Genomic DNA, 18,675 nt, shown 5'->3' on the forward strand with positions numbered 1-18,675 from the left:
AATGAGAAGGATGTATTATATAGCAGCAATGTTCGCTCTCAGCCTGGCAATGCCGGGCTGCGGCGACGGAGTAAATTTGCCGGATCTTCCGGCAGGCGTGGAAACGGATCTGTACAAGATTCCGCTGGCAAGCGACTCGCTGGTCATTCCGCTGAAGGCGGAAACCGAGCCTATGATCCATAACGGGGGCTTGCACACGCCGGAAGATTTCCAGCGCATCAAGGACAATCTCACACGTTCGCCATGGGCGGAAGGTTATGAAAAGCTGGTCAACAATTCGCATGCGCAGACAAGCTATGTGCCGAATCCGCAGACAAGCATCACACGTGGCAGCGGGACTGCCGAAAACTACAGGTATGCATACAACGATGTGGCGGCAGCCTATCAGCTGGCTCTCCGCTGGAAAATTTCGGGCGATAATGCCTTTGCCGACAAGGCCGTGGAAATCCTGAACGGCTGGGCTTCTACCTGTACGGTTATCAATGGAACGACCGATATGTCGTTGGCGGCAGGAATCTATGGCTATCAGTTTGCTGTGGCAGGAGAATTGATGCGTGGCTATGAAGGATGGGCGGATGCAGACTTCAAGGCTTATCAGGACTGGATGGTCAATGTGTTCTATCCGATGAATAAGGATTTTCTCGACAGGCATCATGATACTCCGGCCGGACATTATTGGGCTAACTGGGGATTGTGCAACATCGCTTCAATGGTGGGGATCGGCATTCTGGCCGACCGCCGCGACATCTATAATGAAGCCGTCGAGCATTTCCAAGTGGGAGAAACCAACGGTTGCATCACAAAGGCCATTTATCATGTGTTTGACGGCGAAAACTCTAACCTTGCGCAGTGGCAGGAAAGCAACCGTGATGCCGGACATACTTACATGTGCCAGGGGCTGATGGGAGTAATCTGCCAGTTGTGCTGGAATCAAGGGGATGACTTCTTCAGTTATGGAGGGCAGAATCTGTTTTTGAAAGGATGCGAATATACGGCAAAGTATGACTATGCCGGGCTTGATGTGCCCAATGTTCCTTACACGCGCGAATATAAGGGCCCGTGGGGAACGGCTACGGAGGAATATCCTTCGATTCATGCGCGTGCGATAATCAGCCGTCCGATCTGGGCTTTGCCGTATTATCACTATGCCAAGATAAAGAATGTCGACGAAAGTGCCATCCAATACACGAAATTTGCGATGGAGTATGAAGCTCCGGAAGGCGGTGGAGGTGATTACGGCACGAACAGCGGTGAATTCGACAATTTGGGGTTCGGTACGTTGATGTATGCTCGTGACTAAACTGGACTGACTGTTGCTTTTTTTCGTCGGGAATGTGTCATGGTGCAGAAACGGGTTTTCTGTCTTGGCACATTCCCTTTTTGCCATTTGCGGGAGAGGCTCTCCGGCGGACCGTCGGGAAAATTCATCGCCTTTTCTTGTGTCTTTCCGTTTGCTTTTCGTCGCTTTGAGATTCCGGATTTTGCGGTTGTCTATTTGTAAAAATCGTTTGACGGTTGTAAAAAAGGGATGTTAATTTTTGTTCTTCATTTTCTTTTGCCTATTTTTGCCGACGAAGAAATATGTCAGAGTTTAATGGAGAAATTGAATGTTTTCCTTTTTTTATGTATTTCTTTCTTCATGCTTTCTTTGCTGCCGGGATGTTTGGTCCGCGGCACGGAAGGCAGGCATGAACCGTATGCGAATTTAATGGCGGGGTTGGAAAGTAATACGTCTGAAAGGCCGGGCGAGGTATGTGCTGCTGTCGACAGTCTGCTTCCTTCGGTTAAAGACAGTGTGTCGTATTATAGTCTGTTGGTTCTGAAGGCAAAGTCAAAGCTTTTTCTCGCCGAGTTCGATTCGTCGAAGGTTTTGCTTCGGATGGCCGGATCATTTTGCTCCCGCGATTCGTCGGATGCGCGTGTAAGGGATCTGTATGCGAATGTCTATAATATGCAGGGAAATCTTTACGGGCGTTTTGCCGTTTACGATTCGGCTGTGTGGGCTTTTGAAAAAGCTTATCAGTGCGCTTCCCACGCAGGCGCGTCGGAGCCGTTGCTGAATATCTCCTTGAATCTTGCAGACGCTTATATCCGTACGGGGCGTTTGGATCTCGGCTCTTACTGGTATAATTACGCGCTCTCGATGGCGGATTCCATACGGATGGAAGAAAAAAAGCGTTTCCCTATCTATTATGGTCTGGCTCAGGTGAATATGGAGCTGCGCGATTTCGGGACATGCGACTACTATTATGATCTGGCGGCCGCTTATTTTGATGAAATGCAGCCTTACGAGAAGCACGTGTACCTGAACAACAGGGGAAACTCGTATTATTACCGTCAGGACTATCCGAAGGCGCTCGAGTATTTCCGGCGTTCGCTGGCTCTGACCAATTCGCATCCTGAGATGGAGTTTGAGCGGAATCTTACAATGGTCAATCTGGGCGAGGTGTTCATGCTGATGAACCAGACGGATTCGGCTTCCTGCTACCTCGACAGATGCCGGCGTTTTTTCATGGAGAACAAAAACCTCAGTGCTCTTTACTATATTGATACGCAGATGATTGAACTGGCCCTCAAGCAGGGAAACACATCGCGGGCGAGGCATCTGTTGAGCTTGACAAAGGATACGGAGGGGGTGGAGCTGAACATGATCCGCATCCGCAACCGTTATTTGCAGCATTATTTTGAGGCTGTGGGAAACTGGCGCAACGCATACGAGTATCAGAAACTCAATTGGGAAATAGATGATTCTGTCAGAAACGAGCGGATCAAGATGCGTTCGGCTGAGATTGCGTTGAAATACAAGCGCGACAGCACGCTGATGAAACAGGAGCTCTTTATCGAGCAGAAAGAGAATCAGGTGCTGAGCCTCTACCAGTGGCTTTGGGGAATTATTGTAGGGGTGCTTCTGTTGGGATGCGGGGCCTTGGCTCTCGTTTTCCATCGCAAAAGGCAGCGGGAAATGGAGCAGACGAGGCTTCATACGGCCATAACCTCGTTGAGGCTTGAGAACATACGCAACCGCATATCTCCGCACTTTATCTTTAACCTGCTTAACAGGGAGATGAACCTTCGCGGCGATGAGTCGAAAAACAGGAACCTGATGAACCTGACCAAGCTGCTCCGCAGGAATCTGGAACTGACCGATAAACTGGCTGTAACGTTGGCCGACGAACTGGATTTCGTGAATACGTACGTGGCTTTGGAACGTTCTGCCTTGGGAAGCGATTTTGAGTTCGTTCAGGAGGTTGACAGTAAAATCTTGCCGGATAAAGTGCTTTTGCCGGCAATGATGCTCCAGATTCCTGTTGAAAATGCCATCAAACACGGGTTGCGGATGAAAGAGGGGAAGAAATGGCTGAAGATTTCGCTGAAACGGCGGGATGACGTCATTGTCATGAAAGTGTGCGATAACGGAGGGGGATACCGGAACAGAAGCGCAAACCGCGGAACAGGTACAGGCATGAAGGTAATAACACAGACTATCCAACTGCTGAATTTTTATAACCGCCGTCCGATTGTGATGGGAATTACTAATTTGCAGGTGGATGACGACGGCACAATGGGGTGTGAAGTAAAATATGAAGTGCCGTTGGATTATTCATATACGTTGAAAAAAATGGAATGACATGAACGACAACATTTTGAAAATCGTGATTGTGGATGACGAAGAGGCGGCTATCGACAATCTGTGTTTTGAATTGAGACGTTTCAGCAGGCTGAATGTCGTGGGGATAGCTCATAATGGGAGCGCAGGCATCCGTCTGGTGGAAAAGGAGCGTCCGGATCTGCTGTTTCTGGATGTGGAGCTTCCGGATATGCTGGGGATGGATGCGGCGGTCAGGCTGCGCCGTGTGACGGACTGGAATATGCACATCGTGTTTTATACGGCTTATGACAAGTATTTGATTGATGCGTTGAGGAATTTCGCTTTCGATTTTCTGCTGAAGCCGGTGGATTCGGCCGAGCTGGATATCGTTGTCGACCGCATACTTTCCGCTTCTCAAAGCGAGGATGCCGAACGCCAGTTGCCGGTCAAGGGGAATGAATGCAGATTGCCGGCAAGCGAAAAGTCGTTTATGGTGGTGACGCCCACCGGAGATCTCCGTATTCTCCGTGTTTCCGACATCGGCTATTTCCGTTATCTGTCCGGACGCAAGATCTGGGAGGCTGCTCTTGCCAGCGGTGTGTTTATTCCGCTGAAAAGAAACACAACGGCCGAAAGTCTGTGCGGGTATGACGACTCGTTTGTGCAGGTGCATCAGTCGTATATCATTAACATGAATTATCTGCTTATGGTGCAGGGAAACCGCTGCATCATGTATCCTCCCTTCAACTCGGTTGAGGAATTGCAGGTTTCTAAAAAATACCGGAAAATAATGATGGAACGCTTCTACCAGCTTTAAAACTGGTCGCTGATTTGATACGGATAGTCGCTTTTTTCGACCGCTTATTCTCAAATGGTGGCTTTTGGCTTTTGTTTTGGCTTTGTTCTATTTGGCATTTGGAAACTAATGTTTAATTTTGCAAAAAAGTTAATCAATACAAAGCGGTATGAAAAAATGTAAGAGAGTTTTATTGGCGGCAGGGCTTGTGTGCGCTGCGTCTGCTGCACAGGCACAGTATCTTCGTACTTCTTATTTCATGGAGGGTACAAGTACCCGTATTCAGATGAATCCGGGATTGCAGCCGACACGAGGCTATTTCAATTTTCCGATTATCGGTTCGTTGAATGTTAGTGCATCTTCTAATGTATTGGGGACAGGTGATATCATTGACGTGCTTGACGGAGGGGAAGATCTGTTTTCGAACAACAAACTGTTTGACAGGCTGAAAGGGGAAAACAACTTGAACGTGAACTTCAATACGGATATTCTTTCGTTCGGCTGGTATCGCGGCAAAGGTTTCTGGAGCGTAAACGTAGGCCTGCGCATGGATGTCGGCGCATCATTGTCGGGTGATATGTTTAGCATGATGCGTAACATGAACGGTTTTGCCATTGAAGATCTCGCCGGTACGCGACAGCAGTATAATATTGCAAACCAGAAGCTGAACGTCAGCGCTTATGCTGAAGTAGGCTTGGGATATTCTCGTCAGGTAACGGATAAGCTGACTGTCGGCGGACGTGTGAAGGTGCTTTTGGGATTGGCCAGAGCGGAGATGAATATCAAGCGGTTCGATGTAGACTTGGAGATTCCGAACCTTCCGGCAGGAGTTGATCCGGGAGAGATTTCCGGAAACTACAGTGACTATGTTTCAAGAGCCGGAGAATTCAGTCCTGAAGACTGGTACGGAAGCCATTACAGTTATGAGGCTGACGGAAGCATCACGACTACCCTGAAAGGTGGCGGCATGACATTCGATCAGAATGGAATGATTGATGACTTCGACATTGAGGCCGGCGATTTGGGCATTTCTGGAACCGGTTTCGGTATCGACCTGGGTGCAAGCTATAAGGTGTGGGATAACCTGACGGTTTCTGCTGCTGTGCTTGATTTGGGATTCTTGAAGTGGAAAGAAAGCGCGACTACAATTGCCACTGTCAGCGGAAATGAAGATGTAACCATTAACAGCGACAACTATGACAAGTATATCGGAGGTGATTTCCTTTCTTTGGAACGTTTTGACTTTGCGGAAGGAGATCCTAAGGAAGCCGATTTGAAGACTCGTCTTGCTTCTACCATCCTGCTTGCCGGTGAATACGGTCTGTTCAACAACAAGCTGAGTGTAGGCGCCATGTACACTTGCCGTTTTGTTCAGCCGAAAGCGCTGAACGAGCTGACTTTCTCGGCTACGTTCCGTCCGAAGAACTGGCTTAATGCGGCTGTGAGCTATTCACCGATTCAGGCTGCCGGCAAGTCGATAGGTCTTGCTCTGAAGTTCGGTCCTCTGTTTGTCGGTACAGACTATATGTATTTCGGAAACAACTCGAAGAGCGTGAACGGATTCTTTGGATTCTCTTTCCCGTTGGGAGCTTCAAGAGCCAGTAATAACTGATAATAGAACGACAAATCACGGCAGGTGTTGCCGTTGCAGATAGTTATTAAGGAGGTGTGCCGCATTGAACCGGCACACCTTTTCTTTATTTGCTTTTTGTCGGCAGTGCCAGTTCTTTCAGCTTTTCGCCGTCCAGCCGGTAAACGGTTGTGACATTGTTTTCGTATGTAGCGAAGGTAGGCGGGTTTCCTCCTTTTGGGAAAGTTACCGATCCCGTATTGCAGATTATCCTTCCGTCTGTTTCTTCCAGTTTCCACAGATGTGTATGTCCGTAGAAGAATGCTTCATGCTTTCCTCTCGGCATTTTTTCTTCGTTGTAGACGTGCCCGTGAGTGAGGAAGAGCCGTTGCCCGTTGTCCGCTATCAGCGTATAGTCGGACAGAATGGGAAAATCGAGCAGCATTTGGTCCACTTCCGAATCGCAGTTGCCGCGGACGGCGACAATTTCATTGTTCATGGCGTTGAGCCTTTCTGCAATGCCTTTCGGATCCAGTCCCTCCGGAAGTCCGTTCCGTGGACCATAGTTCAGGATATCGCCTAAAATGCAGAGCATGTCGCACTGCCTTTGCCGGTAAAACTCCAGCACCTTTTCCAGTGCCGGGAGCGATCCGTGTATGTCAGATACAATCAGGTATTTCATAATGCTTGTCTTCTTGTTTGGATTTCCGCAAAGTTACGCAATCTCGCTGGAATAACCGAACGGGACCGGCAGATTAATGCGGCGGAAATGGATTGTCTGATAATTGTTCAGGTTGTTTCTTTTCTTGCGGAATCAAGGTGCCGATACCATTTCGTACGGCTCTTCCTATCGGTTGGCTTATGAAAAAGGGGGACAATGGTATTGTACAGCCTCTTCCTTTTTGTGCAGATCAAGCCTGCCGGCACGGTTGCCGGCTCATGGTCCGGAAACAAAGTTATATCTGTTTGTGGGCAGGCTTGAAAAGTTTGTTTTTCAGCCATTCGCGGACAGGTATGTCATAGAGCCGGTATGCGGCATAGGCGATGAAGACTGCAAGCAGAAATGTAGCGGCAGCGACAAAGACGTGTGTGCCGAGAGGTGCATCCTTGTGGTTTTCCACCCATGCCATCTGCATGTAGACCAGCGGATAATGGGTGTGTAGAGCGGAAAGGATATGTCGCCGAGAAACTTGTTGATGCTTTCCGAGGTGCTTCCCTTTACACTGCTTCCGGCACCGATGGACACAATGAGCGGGAAAAAGATCAGGATGCAGACTGCTTCGTAAAGTCCGTTCGTCCATCGTGCGCCGCCTTCTGCTCCCATTCCCATCCAGGGCATGCCAAGCAGTACGACAATCATTGCCGAACACCACCAGAATCCTCCTTTTACTTTGATGAGCCTGCCGGTGCGCGACAGCAGCAGTCCGCAGAAGAAGGGGTAGAGCAGGCGGGTCAGCCCTATCTGAAGCTGGTCGGGCGTCAGCCTCCATCCGCCTACTACTGTGTAGGCAGCATAATCGCGTGCGGCAAGGAAGCCGAATACATCGATGTTCAGACAAAGCACAAGGGTCATGATGCCGAAAACTGCTACGCAGGCAGTCAGTGCCTTCCGTGAAAAGTGCCGGAACAGCACGGCATACAGAAAATTGGCGAGGTATTCCCATTGCAGCGACCAGGCCGGACCGTTCAGGGGATTGGTTTCTGACCATCCGCGGATATCCATCGATTTGGGTATGGGAATCATCGTGAATGCCCACAGCATGATCAGCGCTGTCTTATACCAGGGCGTGTTTCCGATGAGCGGGAAACTGGAGCAGTGGCCGAAATAGAACAGGGCGGCTCCGAAGAGCGAACCGAATATCACCATCGGGTGCAGGCGGATGAGCCGGCGTTTCACGAATCCCCACACACATCGACATTTGGTTCCAGCGGTCATCATAGGCATATCCGATGACAAATCCCGACAATACGAAAAAGAAGTCTACGGCAAGATAGCCGTGGTTGATGGGTTGGTCAGTCCCTCCGTGATAGTAAGTTTCAAGCAGGTGGTAGCACACGACCAGCATGGCAGCCACTCCGCGCAGGCCGTCCAATATTTCATAGCGGGGCTTGGAGGCAAGATAGATGTTGTGTTTCATATAGCAGTTGTTGCTTGCCGGTTGATAACGAGGCAATGTGCGGCTGGCAAAAAGACAGCCGGTCCGTTGGTACGAACCGGCTGTTCTGATTATGTTTCAGCCAGAAAAATTATTCAGCTTTTTCTTCGCTCCAGTCCATTGCGGCCATACGTTTGTATGAGTCGTAACGTTTCTTGGCCATCTTTTCGCAAGCGTCGAACAAGGCGGCAGCTTCTGTCGGATACTGTTTCATTACAGAAGCGAAGCGAACTTCACCTTTCAGGTAATCCTGGAAGTTAGCCCAGTTCGGTTCTTTCGAGTCGAGCGAGAACGGATTCTTGCCTTCGTCTTCCAGAGCCGGGTTGAAGCGCCACAGATGCCAGTAACCGCATTCAACGGCCTTAGCCTCTTCTGCCTGGCTCTTGCCCATGCCTGCTTTCAGACCGTGGTTGATACACGGAGCATAAGCGATGACCAGTGACGGTCCGGGATATGCTTCGGCTTCGCGGATTGCTTTCAGCGTCTGAGCCTGGTCGGCGCCCATTGCAATCTGAGCTACGTAAACGTAACCGTAAGTAGTGGCGATCAGACCGAGGTCTTTCTTGCGTACGCGCTTTCCGGAAGCGGCGAACTTGGCGATTGCGCCCAGCGGAGTAGCCTTGGATGACTGGCCTCCGGTGTTCGAGTAAACTTCGGTATCCAGAACGAGGATGTTCACGTCTTCGCCCGAAGCGATTACATGGTCAAGACCTCCGTAGCCGATATCGTAAGATGCACCGTCACCGCCGATAATCCACTGTGAACGTTTGATGAGGTAATCCTTGAATTCGTTGATTGTAGCGCAGTATTCGCACTTGTCCTTGGCAGCTTCTACCATCGGGATGATCTTTTCGGCAGCAGCTTTGCTCTTGTCGGCATCGTTGCGTCCGTCGATCCATTCCTGGAATGCTTCCTTGTATTCAGCCGGAGTGCCTTCTGCAGCGATGGCAGCCTTCATGGCGTCTTCGATGCGGTTGCGCAGCTTCTTGTTGGCAAGTTCCATACCCAGACCGAATTCGCAGAAGTCTTCGAACAGGGAGTTAGCCCAAGCCGGACCCTGGCCTTTTTCGTTGGTAGTGTACGGAGTAGAAGGAACTGATCCGGAGTAGATAGAAGAACATCCGGTAGCGTTTGAAACCATTTCACGGTCGCCGAACAGCTGAGAAATCAGTTTTACATACGGAGTTTCTCCACAGCCGGAGCAAGCGCCCGAGAACTCGAAGAGCGGAGTAGCGAACTGAGAGTTCTTCACGTTCGACTTGATGTCTACCAGGTGTTGCTTGCTCTTCACGTTTTCTGCGCAGTAAGTCCAGTTGTCTGCTTCTGCCAGCTGGCTTTCCAGATGCTTCATGGTCAGCGCCTTGCCGCCCTTCTTCGGGTTGCCCGGACAAACGTCGGCACAGTTGCCGCAGCCCAAGCAGTCGAGAACGTCTACCTGTATGCGGAATGTCATGCCGTCGAACTGTTTGCCGACTGCTTTCAGCATCGGGAAGCTTGCACCCTTCTGTTCTTCAGCGTCGAGTACGAACGGACGGATGGAAGCGTGAGGACAAACGTAAGCACACTTGTTGCACTGGATACAGTTGTCGGGGTTCCATTCCGGTACGAATGCAGCTACGCCGCGTTTTTCGTATTTGGCTGTTCCCTGATGCCATGTACCGTCTTCGATGCCCTTGAATGCAGATACCGGAAGCAGGTCGCCGTCTTGAGCGTTGATCGGACGAACCACTTCGTTGATGAATGCCGGATCGTTGTTGGCAGCAGCCGGTTCAACTTCCAGGCTTGCCCAAGCCGGGTCAACGGTCAGTTGTTTGTATTCGCCTCCGCGGTCAACGGCTGCATAGTTCTTGTTCACCACGTCTTCACCCTTCTTGCCGTAAGACTTCACGATGAACTTCTTCATCTGTTCTACTGCAAGGTCAACAGGGATAACGCCCGTGATGCGGAAGAATGCTGACTGCAGGATGGTGTTGGTGCGGTTGCCCAAACCGATTTCCTGAGCAATCTGCGTAGCGTTGATATAGTATACGCTGATGTTGTTTTCTGCAAAGTATTTCTTCACCTTGTTCGGCAGGTTCTTGGCAAGTTCTTCGCCTTCCCAGATTGTGTTCAGCAGGAAGGTGCCGTTCTTGCGCAGACCGCGGGTCACGTCGTACATGTGCAGGTAAGCCTGAACGTGGCAAGCCACGAAGTTCGGAGTGGTTACCAGGTAAGTAGAGTGGATCGGATGATCGCCGAAGCGCAGGTGAGAGCAGGTGAAACCTCCCGACTTCTTGGAGTCGTACGAGAAGTAAGCCTGGCAGTATTTGTCGGTGTTGTCACCGATGATCTTCACGGAGTTCTTGTTGGCACCTACCGTACCGTCGGCTCCCAGACCGTAGAATTTGGCTTCGAACACGCCTTCTGCGCCGAGAGCGATTTCTTCTTTCTGAGGCAGTGAAGTGAATGTAACGTCATCCACGATACCGATGGTGAAGTGGTCTTTCGGCATCGGGAGTTCCAGGTTTTCGTATACCGACAGAATCTGGGCCGGAGTGGTGTCCTTAGATCCCAGACCGTAGCGTCCGCCAACGATCAGCGGGGCATTTTCCTGTCCGTAGAATACGTCTTTCACATCCAGATACAGCGGTTCGCCGTTTGATCCCGGTTCTTTTGTGCGGTCGAGCACAGCGATGCGTTTCACAGTCTTGGGCACTTTGGCGAGGAAGTGCTTGGCCGAGAACGGACGGTACAGATGAACAGCCACCAGGCCGACCTTCTTGCCCTGAGCAGTCAGGTAGTCGATAGCCTCGCGGGTAGCTTCTGTTACAGAACCCATGGCAATGATGATGTTTTCAGCGTCTTCGGCTCCGTAGTAGTCGAACAGACCGTAGTTGCGTCCGGTGATCTTGTTGATTTCGTTCATGTATTCTTCTACGATAGCCGGAACAGCGTCATAGAACGGATTGCATGATTCTCTGTGCTGGAAGAAGTGGTCGGGGTTTTCAGCCATACCGCGTGCCACCGGCTTGTTCGGAGTGAGCGCACGGTTGCGGAAGTCGGCCAGCGCTTCGCGGTCGATCAGCGGAGCGAGGTCTTCGTTGTCCAGCTTCTCGATCTTCTGGATTTCGTGAGATGTACGGAAACCGTCGAAGAAGTTCACGAACGGAACACGTGACTTGATGGTTGCCAGGTGAGCTACGCCTGCCAGATCCATTACTTCCTGTACGGATCCTTCGCACAGCATGGCGAATCCGGTCTGGCGTGCAGACATAACGTCCTGATGGTCGCCGAAGATACACAGCGCATGAGAAGCCAGTGTACGTGCCGATACGTGGAATACGCACGGCAGAAGTTCGCCTGCGATTTTGTACATATTCGGGATCATCAGCAGCAGACCCTGAGAAGCGGTATAAGTAGTAGTCAATGCACCAGCCTGAAGAGAGCCGTGAACTGCACCGGCAGCACCTCCTTCAGATTGCATTTCCTGTACCAGAACAGTTTCGCCGAAGATGTTCTTGCGACCTGCGGCAGCCCATTCGTCTACGTGCTCAGCCATGGTAGACGACGGAGTGATGGGGTAGATGGCTGCTACTTCCGTAAACATGTACGAGATGTGAGCGGCAGCTTCGTTGCCATCACAAGTGATGAATTTTTTTTGTTTAGTCATACAATTACTAAATTAGGTATTAAGTAATAATAAAAATTTCCTGTCAATACAAAAAGCCGAAAAGCCAGAGCGGAATCTGGTTGCCGTGCCCCATCTCCATCTTGTGCATGGCATAATAGGTGTTCGGGTTGCTTTTCTGCCTGTAGTGTTCCGTGCACACGCGGAACCGCAGCTCTCCGTCCACGAGGAACGAGATGCCCTTGTCGCCCTTGTTCACTTTATGGTCTTTCCACATCGTGTTCACGAAGAAAGTTTCCAGCACGTCCTGCTCTTCCACCTTGATCGGATAGATGCTGTACATCAGGTTCGTGTTGTGCATCATGATCTTTGCCGGCTTTTTCGGAAACATCTCTCCTTTGGGATAAATCATGTTGATGAGTCTGGAGTCGGCCAGATACTTGATGTAGTTCATCACGGTTGCGCGCGATGTCTGGATGTCGGCGGCCAGTTGGCTGACGTTGGGGGCGACCGGCCCGTCTACAGCCAACAAATATAGTAATTTTTTTATTTTCGACAGATATTTCAGCTCAATTTGTTGGATTAAAAGTATGTCGACTTCGATCATCATGTTCATGGTTTTCAGCAGATTTTCCGAAAAGTTGCGCTTCTCCAGAAAAAAAGGGTAAAAGCCGTGATGGATGTAGTCCTGAAAATAATTGAGCGGGTTGATGTAGGGCAATATGGTCTTTGCGATATGTTCGTGGTTGTGCAGGATCTCGTCGAGCGTATAGGGCGAGAAGTGGTTTCCGGTCTGCAGGTTCAGAAACTCGCGGAAGGAGAATCCTCTCAGGTTGTATGATTTTACGATGCCGTTCAGCTCGGGGTTCTCTTCTTTCAGGCGCATGACGGACGAACCGGTAAACACGATCTTCAGCTGGGGGTACCGTTCGTAGCACGTGCGCAGGTCGTGGCTCCAGTTGGGGAGCTTGAACACCTGGTCTACAAGCAGCACCTTTCCCCCGCGTTTCACGAACTCTCCTGCAAAGTCAACCAGACTGTATTGAGAGAAGTAGAAGTTGTTCATGTTCACATACAGGCAGGAGCGGTCGTAGCCGAACTTCTCTTTTGCGTATTGCAGCAAAAAAGTGGTCTTTCCGACTCCCCGGGTTCCTTTTACTCCGATGAGGCGGTCGCTCCAGTCGATTTCATCCATGAGGTCGCGTCGTACAGGAGCATTTGTATGTTCAACCAGATAGCTGTGCGTTCTGTAAAATGCTTCCATTCCTTTCTCAATTCTGCGTTGCAAATATACGAATACTTCATTAGATTGCAAACTGGAGTTGTCAAATTTTGAAAAAATGGGAAGAATTTTTTTGAGTGAGGGAGGGCGGGAGGGACAAGTCCGGAGGGCGGCGTTTTTGCGGGAAACCGATCCGCGCTTCAGTGTCTGTGCGCGCTTGAAAAGATGACGGGACATTTTTTTAATCTTTCCCGTCATCTTGATTAAAATGAGCCGTTAAGTGACTTGGGCTGACGGCTTGTCTTTTGCAGCATTCTTGTAAGCTTATTTAATTAAATTAGTGTGTCATTTAACTTAAAAACATATAGGGAACCACGAAAGTCACAGTTAAAGTATTGATGTTCAACGTTTTGTAGAGGCAAGGGAACCACGAACGAGTACGCGAAACCCATTTTACACCTTATATATAAAGAAAAGATAAAGAAAGAAACCCCTACCCCTTGATTTTTTGATTTGGCAGTAAACTTGGAGCGGCGGATATGTTAATCGGGATGTACCGGTCGGGATGTTTGTCGGGTATGGGATGAAGCGCATATGGAAAAGCAACGAAGGCTTTGGGATTCTTTGTTATGCGCCAGGAAAAAGGCCGTCCGTTATGACGGGGAAAGTCCGCAGCATCTTGTTGCGAAAGCTGCGGACTTTGTGAATTATACTTTTCCTCCGAGCCACGCGTCGATCATCCGGCGGGCGATGCTGAGTTTCTGAGGAAGTTCCGGCAAGTGGTTCCGGTCGTAAAACGCTCCGGTATTGAGCTCTTCATCCTGCAGCCTGATGGTTCCGCTTTCGTATTCGGCGACATAGCCTATCATGATTCCGCTTGGATATGGCCAAGGCTGGCTTCCGAAATACTTCAGATTCTTTATCCGCAATCGGGTTTCTTCCATCACTTCGCGGCATACGCATTCTTCCAGCGTTTCGCCCGGTTCGAGGAAGCCGGCTACCAGTCCTTTGAATGTTCCGCGGAAATTGCGTGCATGAACCAGCAGCACGCTGTCGCTTCCTTTCTTGATGAGCACAATGATGGCGGGAGAAATGCGCGGATAGATTTCCTGATGGCATTGCGGGCATTGTTTTGCGATGGGGCCTGTTTGAACCGTCCGCACGCCACATGCCGGACAAAACTGGCTGTTTCTGTCCCATGTCAGGATTTGTGATGCCTTGCCTGCCATCTTGTACTCTTCCAGAGGGAGTACATTGAATGACGCCCGCAGGTCTTTCATCATTTGCGGAGAGTTCTCGTCACCGTCAACCGGCGATGTGATGGCGAAAGCCTTTGCCGTCATTCCTTCAACGGTACCGATGACATGCACCGTTTTTCCTTCGGGAACTTCTGCAGGCGGTTCTGCCGAATAGGGGATATGATAGCCTCCGTTTTCTTTTTTTATCAGCAGCTGGTTGCCGCAGAATACGAACCAGCCGCACATTCCGTTTTCTTTTTGCTTCATCGTATTTTGTAGATTAGTGTTTTCTGATTGATGTTTCGGCAGCCTTCTTCAGGGTCAGCTTGTTTTCATTGTCAGCTGGATGCGCTTGCGTTCGCGGTCGATGCCCAGCACCTTGACATGCACATGCTGATGAATGCTTACTACTGTCGTCGGGTCGCTCACAAAGTGGTCGGCGAGCTGGGAAATATGCACCAGACCGTTTTCTTTGATGCCGATGTCTACAAAACATCCGAAGTTAGTAATGTTTGTCACAATGCCCGGCAGCTCCATCCCTTCTGTCAGGTCATCGATCGTGCGTACATTCCTGTCGAATTCGAAGGCTTGGATTTTTTGCCGCGGGTCACGCCCTGGCTTGTCGAGTTCCTGCATGATGTCGTTTAACGTAGGGAGTCCTACAGTGTCGGAAATGTAGTTTTCCACTTTTATCCGGCTGCGCAGCGTCTTGTCTTTTATGAGGTCGGTTACAGAACAGTTCATATCCTTGGCCATCTGCTCTACAATCGGATAGCTCTCGGGATGAACGGCAGAATTGTCCAGCGGGTTCTTTGCGTGCGGAATCCGCAGGAATCCAGCGCATTGTTCAAAGGCTTTTGCTCCCATGCGGGGCACTTTCAGCAGTTCCTTGCGCGACTGGAACGGTCCGTTCTCCGTGCGGTAGTCCACGATGTTTTTGGCGAGTGCCGGTCCCAGTCCCGAAACGTATGTCAGCAGGTGCTTGCTTGCGGTGTTCACGTTTACTCCTACCAGATTGACGCAGCTTTCCACAGTCTGGTCGAGCGATGCTTTCAGTTTGGTCTGGTCGACATCGTGCTGGTATTGCCCTACGCCGATGGATTTCGGGTCGATCTTCACCAGCTCCGCCAGCGGATCCATCAGTCTGCGTCCGATAGACACCGCTCCGCGCACGGTAACGTCGTAGTCGGGAAATTCTTCGCGGGCAAGCTTGGATGCGGAATAGATGGAAGCCCCGTCTTCGCTGACCACAAACACCTGGATTTCCCGGTCGAAACGCAGGGATGTAACGAACTGTTCCGTTTCCCGGCTTGCCGTTCCGTTTCCGATGGCGATGGCTTCGATTTTGTATTGTTCTACAAGCTTTGTCAGTTTGCGTGCCGCCTGCTGGTATTCTGATTTGGGCGGATGGGGATAAATGGCCTCGTTGTGAAGAAGTGTGCCCTGCGCGTCAAGGCAAACCACTTTGCATCCAGTTCTGTATCCCGGGTCGATTCCCAGCACCCGTTTCTGCCCCAGCGGAGGAGCCAGAAGCAGCTGGCGAAGGTTTCCGGCAAAAACACGGATGGCTTCTTCGTCGGCTTTCTCTTTGCTTGCGACGGCGAATTCGGTTTCGATGCCCGGCTTTATCAGGCGTTTGTATGCGTCTGCCACAGCTTCCGCTACCTGACGGGCGCATTCATTGTTTCCCTTTACATATTTCCGTTCCAGCTTTTCGGTGCAGCCGGTGTCGTCCGGAGAAATGGATACTTTCAGAATACCTTCCGACTCTCCCCGCCGGATGGCCAGCAGGCGGTGTGAAGTGCACTTTTTCAGTGGCTCGCTGAAGTCAAAGTAATCTCTGTATTTGGCTGCGTTTTCTTCGGTTTCCTTGCCTTTCACCACCTTTGCCGTGATGACGGCTTCGCGCGCGAAGGCATTTCTTACCGTGTTGCGCGCCCCCTCGTTTTCGCTTACCTGCTCGGCGATGATATCGCGCGCCCCTTTCAGCGCTTCTTCTTCATTTTCCACTTCGCCTTTGACAAAACTGCGCACTTTGGCCGTCAGATTGTTTTCGCGCTGGAGCATGATCAGTATGGCCAGCGGCTCCAGTCCTTTTTGCCGGGCAGCCTCTGCGCGTGTTTTGCGTTTCGGCTTATAGGGAAGATAGATATCCTCCAGTTCGGTCGGGTTCCAGCATCCCGAGATCCGGGAGCGCAGCTCATCGGTCAGTTTGCCCTGTTCTCCGATGGTTGAAAGAATGGTTTCTTTCCGTTTCGCCAGTTCGGTCAGTTTGTCATAATTGGCTTGTATCTCACCTATCTGCACTTCGTCCAGTCCGCCGGTGGCTTCTTTCCGGTATCGGCTGATAAAAGGAATGGTTGCACCTCCCAGCAGCAGTTTCAAGGTATTGCTGACACGGTGTTCCGGCAGCTTGAGGGCTGCCGCGATCATTCGGCTGAATTCTTCCATATAAATCGTTTTCGTTTTTACACAGAATCACGCGGACTCTTGCAGAAAGTTGCATCTGAAAAGTCCGCGCGATTCTGTTTCTTATGTCGTTTTTTTTAATGCTTTTTTGAATGCGGTCTGAAAGCTTCTCAAATCATGTGATTGTCTTTGAGCCATTTTTTCCCTTTGGGAGTAAGGCACCATAACAGAAATATGACGCATGGTAATCCTATTGCTGATAAAACAAAAATTGATTCCATTATTTATCCTCCTTTTTCTTATTTGACAGAATCAGACCCGCTATTAATGTTGCCATTGCGACTAATAATCCAAGTGTATAGATTAAAAATCTTTTGTCTTCTACATCCTTAAACAAGGATGCGATGACAATTCCCGTCAAGACATATTTGGAAATGTCTATCAGATAATTTCCTAATTTTTCTTTCCACATAGTGCAAATATACACTTTTCTTTTGGATTGGCAACACCAGGATTTAAAATTATGAACCTCGGAAAAACGCTGCCTTCAGGCTGGAGATATGCATCTCTGGGCTGGATATAAGCGGATGTTGAGAATTCGTTTATACAAAATCTGTCTGTTCGGAAACGCAGATTAACGCGGATTTCCGCAGATGATAGTGCTGATTGTCTGCTTTTAATCTGCGAAAATCTGTGTTTCTGATGATCTCATTTTTACTTAAAGATTCTGCCCTGCTGTACGGGACTCGAAGTTCGGGCCCTGTGCTTCTGTGTCCTCGTTGTTCCGCGCCAGCCGAGCGTCATTTGTAGAAGCGCAATTCGTTCTGCAGCCGGCGGATTTCATTCTGCATCTCTTCCATGCGGTTGAGCAAGTGGCGGATGGCATCGATGCCGGCTATGTTGATCGAAAGGTCGTAATACAGGTGGGTGTATCTTTCAAGTTCAGCCAGCTGGTCGGCGGGAAAGTAGCTTATGTTGTCTTTTACCTCCACGTCAATCAGTCCGTCTTCTCCCAGCATCATCACAAAGTCTGGCTCGATGTGGCAGTGGCTGCAATAGTCGTCTATAATGATCAAATTGTTTTGCATAATCTGTCGTTTTTAAAGGTTATCCTTGCTGAAGCTGCCGGAACAGGTCTTTCTGCTTATCCGTCAGGTTGGTCGGTATAGAAACATGGTAAGTCACTATCAGGTCGCCGAAAGCGCCTTCTTCCTTATAGACAGGAAATCCCTTGCCCTTGAGCCGGACTTTCGCGCCGTTCTGGGTTCCGGGGCGTACTTTCAGCTTTACCTGCCCGTCGAGCGTGTGAATTGTCACTTCGCCGCCCAGGACCGCCGTATACAGGTCAATGTTTATGTCTGTATACAGGTCGTTGCCTTTCCGTTTGAAGTCCGGGTCGTCGGCAACGATGAATGTGATGTACAGATCTCCGTCAGGTCCTCCGTTCATACCTTTTCCGCCATGCCCTTTCAGCTTGATGACCTGTCCGTCTGCGACGCCCGCCGGAACGGTGATGCGCAATGTTTCGCCGTTGATTGTGAATGTCTGCTTGTGAGTGGTTGCAGCCTCGCGCAGCGTAAGCGGAAGTTCTCCTTCGATGTCTTGTCCCCGGTATCCGCCTCGGCCTCTTCCTCCGTTTGCAGCTCCTCGGTGTCCGAAAAGTTCTTCGAAGAAATCGGAGAAACCGCTTGCGTTTCCTCCGAATCCATGCATTCCTCCGCTTCCGAATCCTCCGGTAAAGTGTTGTCCGTCGGCAGAATACCAGTATTCTGCGTGTCCTCCCGGCCCTCCGCCTTGTGCTTCGTATGCTTTCCGCTGCGCTTCAAACTCATCCGCATGTTTCCACTGCTCTCCATATTCATCATACTTCTTGCGCTTTTCCGGATCACTCAAAACCTCATTGGCCTCATTGATGGCCTGGAATTTGTCTTTGGCCGTCGGGTCATTGGGATTCAAGTCCGGATGATATTTTCGCGCCAGCTTGCGGAAAGCCTTCTTAATGTCATCCTGAGTTGCATTTTTGTCAACCCCAAGTACTTTGTAATAGTCTATAAAAGCCATATTGTCTGTTTGTTTTGTTAACCGGAG

12 protein-coding genes and 1 pseudogene are annotated in these 18,675 nt (G+C 50.1%); 4 read left to right on the top strand and 9 right to left on the bottom strand.

The annotated features are described in order from the left end of the window. The first annotated feature begins 1 nt into the window (after position 1). The 4 genes from NW212_RS05140 (at position 2) to NW212_RS05155 (ending at position 5,997) form a co-directional block, all read left to right on the top strand. On the top strand, positions 2-1,300 hold the full coding sequence (locus tag NW212_RS05140) for an alginate lyase family protein (RefSeq protein ID WP_258337572.1): 1,299 nt from the start codon (positions 2-4) through the stop codon (positions 1,298-1,300). Between the two features lie 294 nt (positions 1,301-1,594). Continuing rightward, positions 1,595-3,628, top strand: coding sequence for a histidine kinase (locus NW212_RS05145; RefSeq protein ID WP_258337573.1), 2,034 nt, complete (start codon positions 1,595-1,597; stop codon positions 3,626-3,628). A gap of 1 nt (position 3,629) precedes the next feature. Beyond that, positions 3,630-4,406, top strand: a complete 777-nt coding sequence (locus tag NW212_RS05150) for a LytTR family DNA-binding domain-containing protein (RefSeq protein ID WP_258337574.1) — start codon at positions 3,630-3,632, stop codon at positions 4,404-4,406. Positions 4,407-4,554: 148 nt separating this feature from the next. Further along, complete coding sequence (locus NW212_RS05155) at positions 4,555-5,997, top strand: DUF5723 family protein (RefSeq protein ID WP_258337575.1); 1,443 nt, start codon at positions 4,555-4,557, stop codon at positions 5,995-5,997. An 85-nt stretch (positions 5,998-6,082) separates the two neighbouring features. On the opposite strand, the gene yfcE is transcribed toward NW212_RS05155, so the two are convergent. The 9 genes and pseudogenes from yfcE to NW212_RS05200 all read right to left on the bottom strand — a co-directional run bounded on the left by yfcE (position 6,083) and on the right by NW212_RS05200 (position 18,648). Then, entirely contained in the window at positions 6,083-6,637 is a 555-nt protein-coding gene (gene yfcE, locus NW212_RS05160; protein WP_258337576.1) for a phosphodiesterase, read from the bottom strand. A gap of 274 nt (positions 6,638-6,911) precedes the next feature. Next, positions 6,912-8,093 (bottom strand): annotated as a pseudogene (locus NW212_RS05165) (acyltransferase family protein). 109 nt (positions 8,094-8,202) lie between these two features. Continuing rightward, the gene (gene nifJ / locus NW212_RS05170; protein WP_258337577.1) at positions 8,203-11,760 is read right to left on the bottom strand and encodes a pyruvate:ferredoxin (flavodoxin) oxidoreductase; all 3,558 of its coding nucleotides are present in this window, start codon (positions 11,758-11,760) and stop codon (positions 8,203-8,205) included. 43 nt (positions 11,761-11,803) lie between these two features. After that, on the bottom strand, positions 11,804-12,982 hold the full coding sequence (locus tag NW212_RS05175; protein ID WP_258337578.1) for an ATP-binding protein: 1,179 nt from the start codon (positions 12,980-12,982) through the stop codon (positions 11,804-11,806). Positions 12,983-13,647: 665 nt separating this feature from the next. Then, complete coding sequence (nudC, locus tag NW212_RS05180) at positions 13,648-14,487, bottom strand: NAD(+) diphosphatase (protein ID WP_258337623.1); 840 nt, start codon at positions 14,485-14,487, stop codon at positions 13,648-13,650. Positions 14,488-14,499: 12 nt separating this feature from the next. Continuing rightward, on the bottom strand, positions 14,500-16,629 hold the full coding sequence (locus tag NW212_RS05185; protein ID WP_258337579.1) for a Tex family protein: 2,130 nt from the start codon (positions 16,627-16,629) through the stop codon (positions 14,500-14,502). Between the two features lie 238 nt (positions 16,630-16,867). After that, on the bottom strand, positions 16,868-17,059 hold the full coding sequence (locus NW212_RS05190; protein WP_258337580.1) for a DUF6722 family protein: 192 nt from the start codon (positions 17,057-17,059) through the stop codon (positions 16,868-16,870). Positions 17,060-17,387: 328 nt separating this feature from the next. Continuing rightward, positions 17,388-17,675: a chaperone modulator CbpM gene (locus tag NW212_RS05195; RefSeq protein ID WP_258337581.1), complete on the bottom strand. Its 288-nt coding sequence runs from the start codon at positions 17,673-17,675 to the stop codon at positions 17,388-17,390. A 19-nt stretch (positions 17,676-17,694) separates the two neighbouring features. Next, positions 17,695-18,648: a J domain-containing protein gene (locus NW212_RS05200; RefSeq protein ID WP_258337582.1), complete on the bottom strand. Its 954-nt coding sequence runs from the start codon at positions 18,646-18,648 to the stop codon at positions 17,695-17,697. Positions 18,649-18,675: the final 27 nt, after the last annotated feature.

The sequence above is a fragment of the Bacteroides sp. ET225 genome (genome assembly GCF_024733745.1).
Classification (GTDB): domain Bacteria; phylum Bacteroidota; class Bacteroidia; order Bacteroidales; family Bacteroidaceae; genus Phocaeicola; species Phocaeicola excrementipullorum.

Bases quoted from the DNA above. Each gene is read 5' to 3' on its own strand.
- NW212_RS05140 (WP_258337572.1), top strand. From the start codon at position 2: ATGAGAAGGATGTATTATATAGCAGCAATGTTCGCTCTCAGCCTGGCA.
- NW212_RS05145 (WP_258337573.1), top strand. From the start codon at position 1,595: ATGGAGAAATTGAATGTTTTCCTTTTTTTATGTATTTCTTTCTTCATG.
- NW212_RS05150 (WP_258337574.1), top strand. From the start codon at position 3,630: ATGAACGACAACATTTTGAAAATCGTGATTGTGGATGACGAAGAGGCG.
- NW212_RS05155 (WP_258337575.1), top strand. From the start codon at position 4,555: ATGAAAAAATGTAAGAGAGTTTTATTGGCGGCAGGGCTTGTGTGCGCT.
- yfcE (WP_258337576.1), bottom strand. From the start codon at position 6,637: ATGAAATACCTGATTGTATCTGACATACACGGATCGCTCCCGGCACTG.
- nifJ (WP_258337577.1), bottom strand. From the start codon at position 11,760: ATGACTAAACAAAAAAAATTCATCACTTGTGATGGCAACGAAGCTGCC.
- NW212_RS05175 (WP_258337578.1), bottom strand. From the start codon at position 12,982: ATGGAAGCATTTTACAGAACGCACAGCTATCTGGTTGAACATACAAAT.
- NW212_RS05185 (WP_258337579.1), bottom strand. From the start codon at position 16,629: ATGGAAGAATTCAGCCGAATGATCGCGGCAGCCCTCAAGCTGCCGGAA.
- NW212_RS05190 (WP_258337580.1), bottom strand. From the start codon at position 17,059: ATGTGGAAAGAAAAATTAGGAAATTATCTGATAGACATTTCCAAATAT.
- NW212_RS05195 (WP_258337581.1), bottom strand. From the start codon at position 17,675: ATGCAAAACAATTTGATCATTATAGACGACTATTGCAGCCACTGCCAC.
- NW212_RS05200 (WP_258337582.1), bottom strand. From the start codon at position 18,648: ATGGCTTTTATAGACTATTACAAAGTACTTGGGGTTGACAAAAATGCA.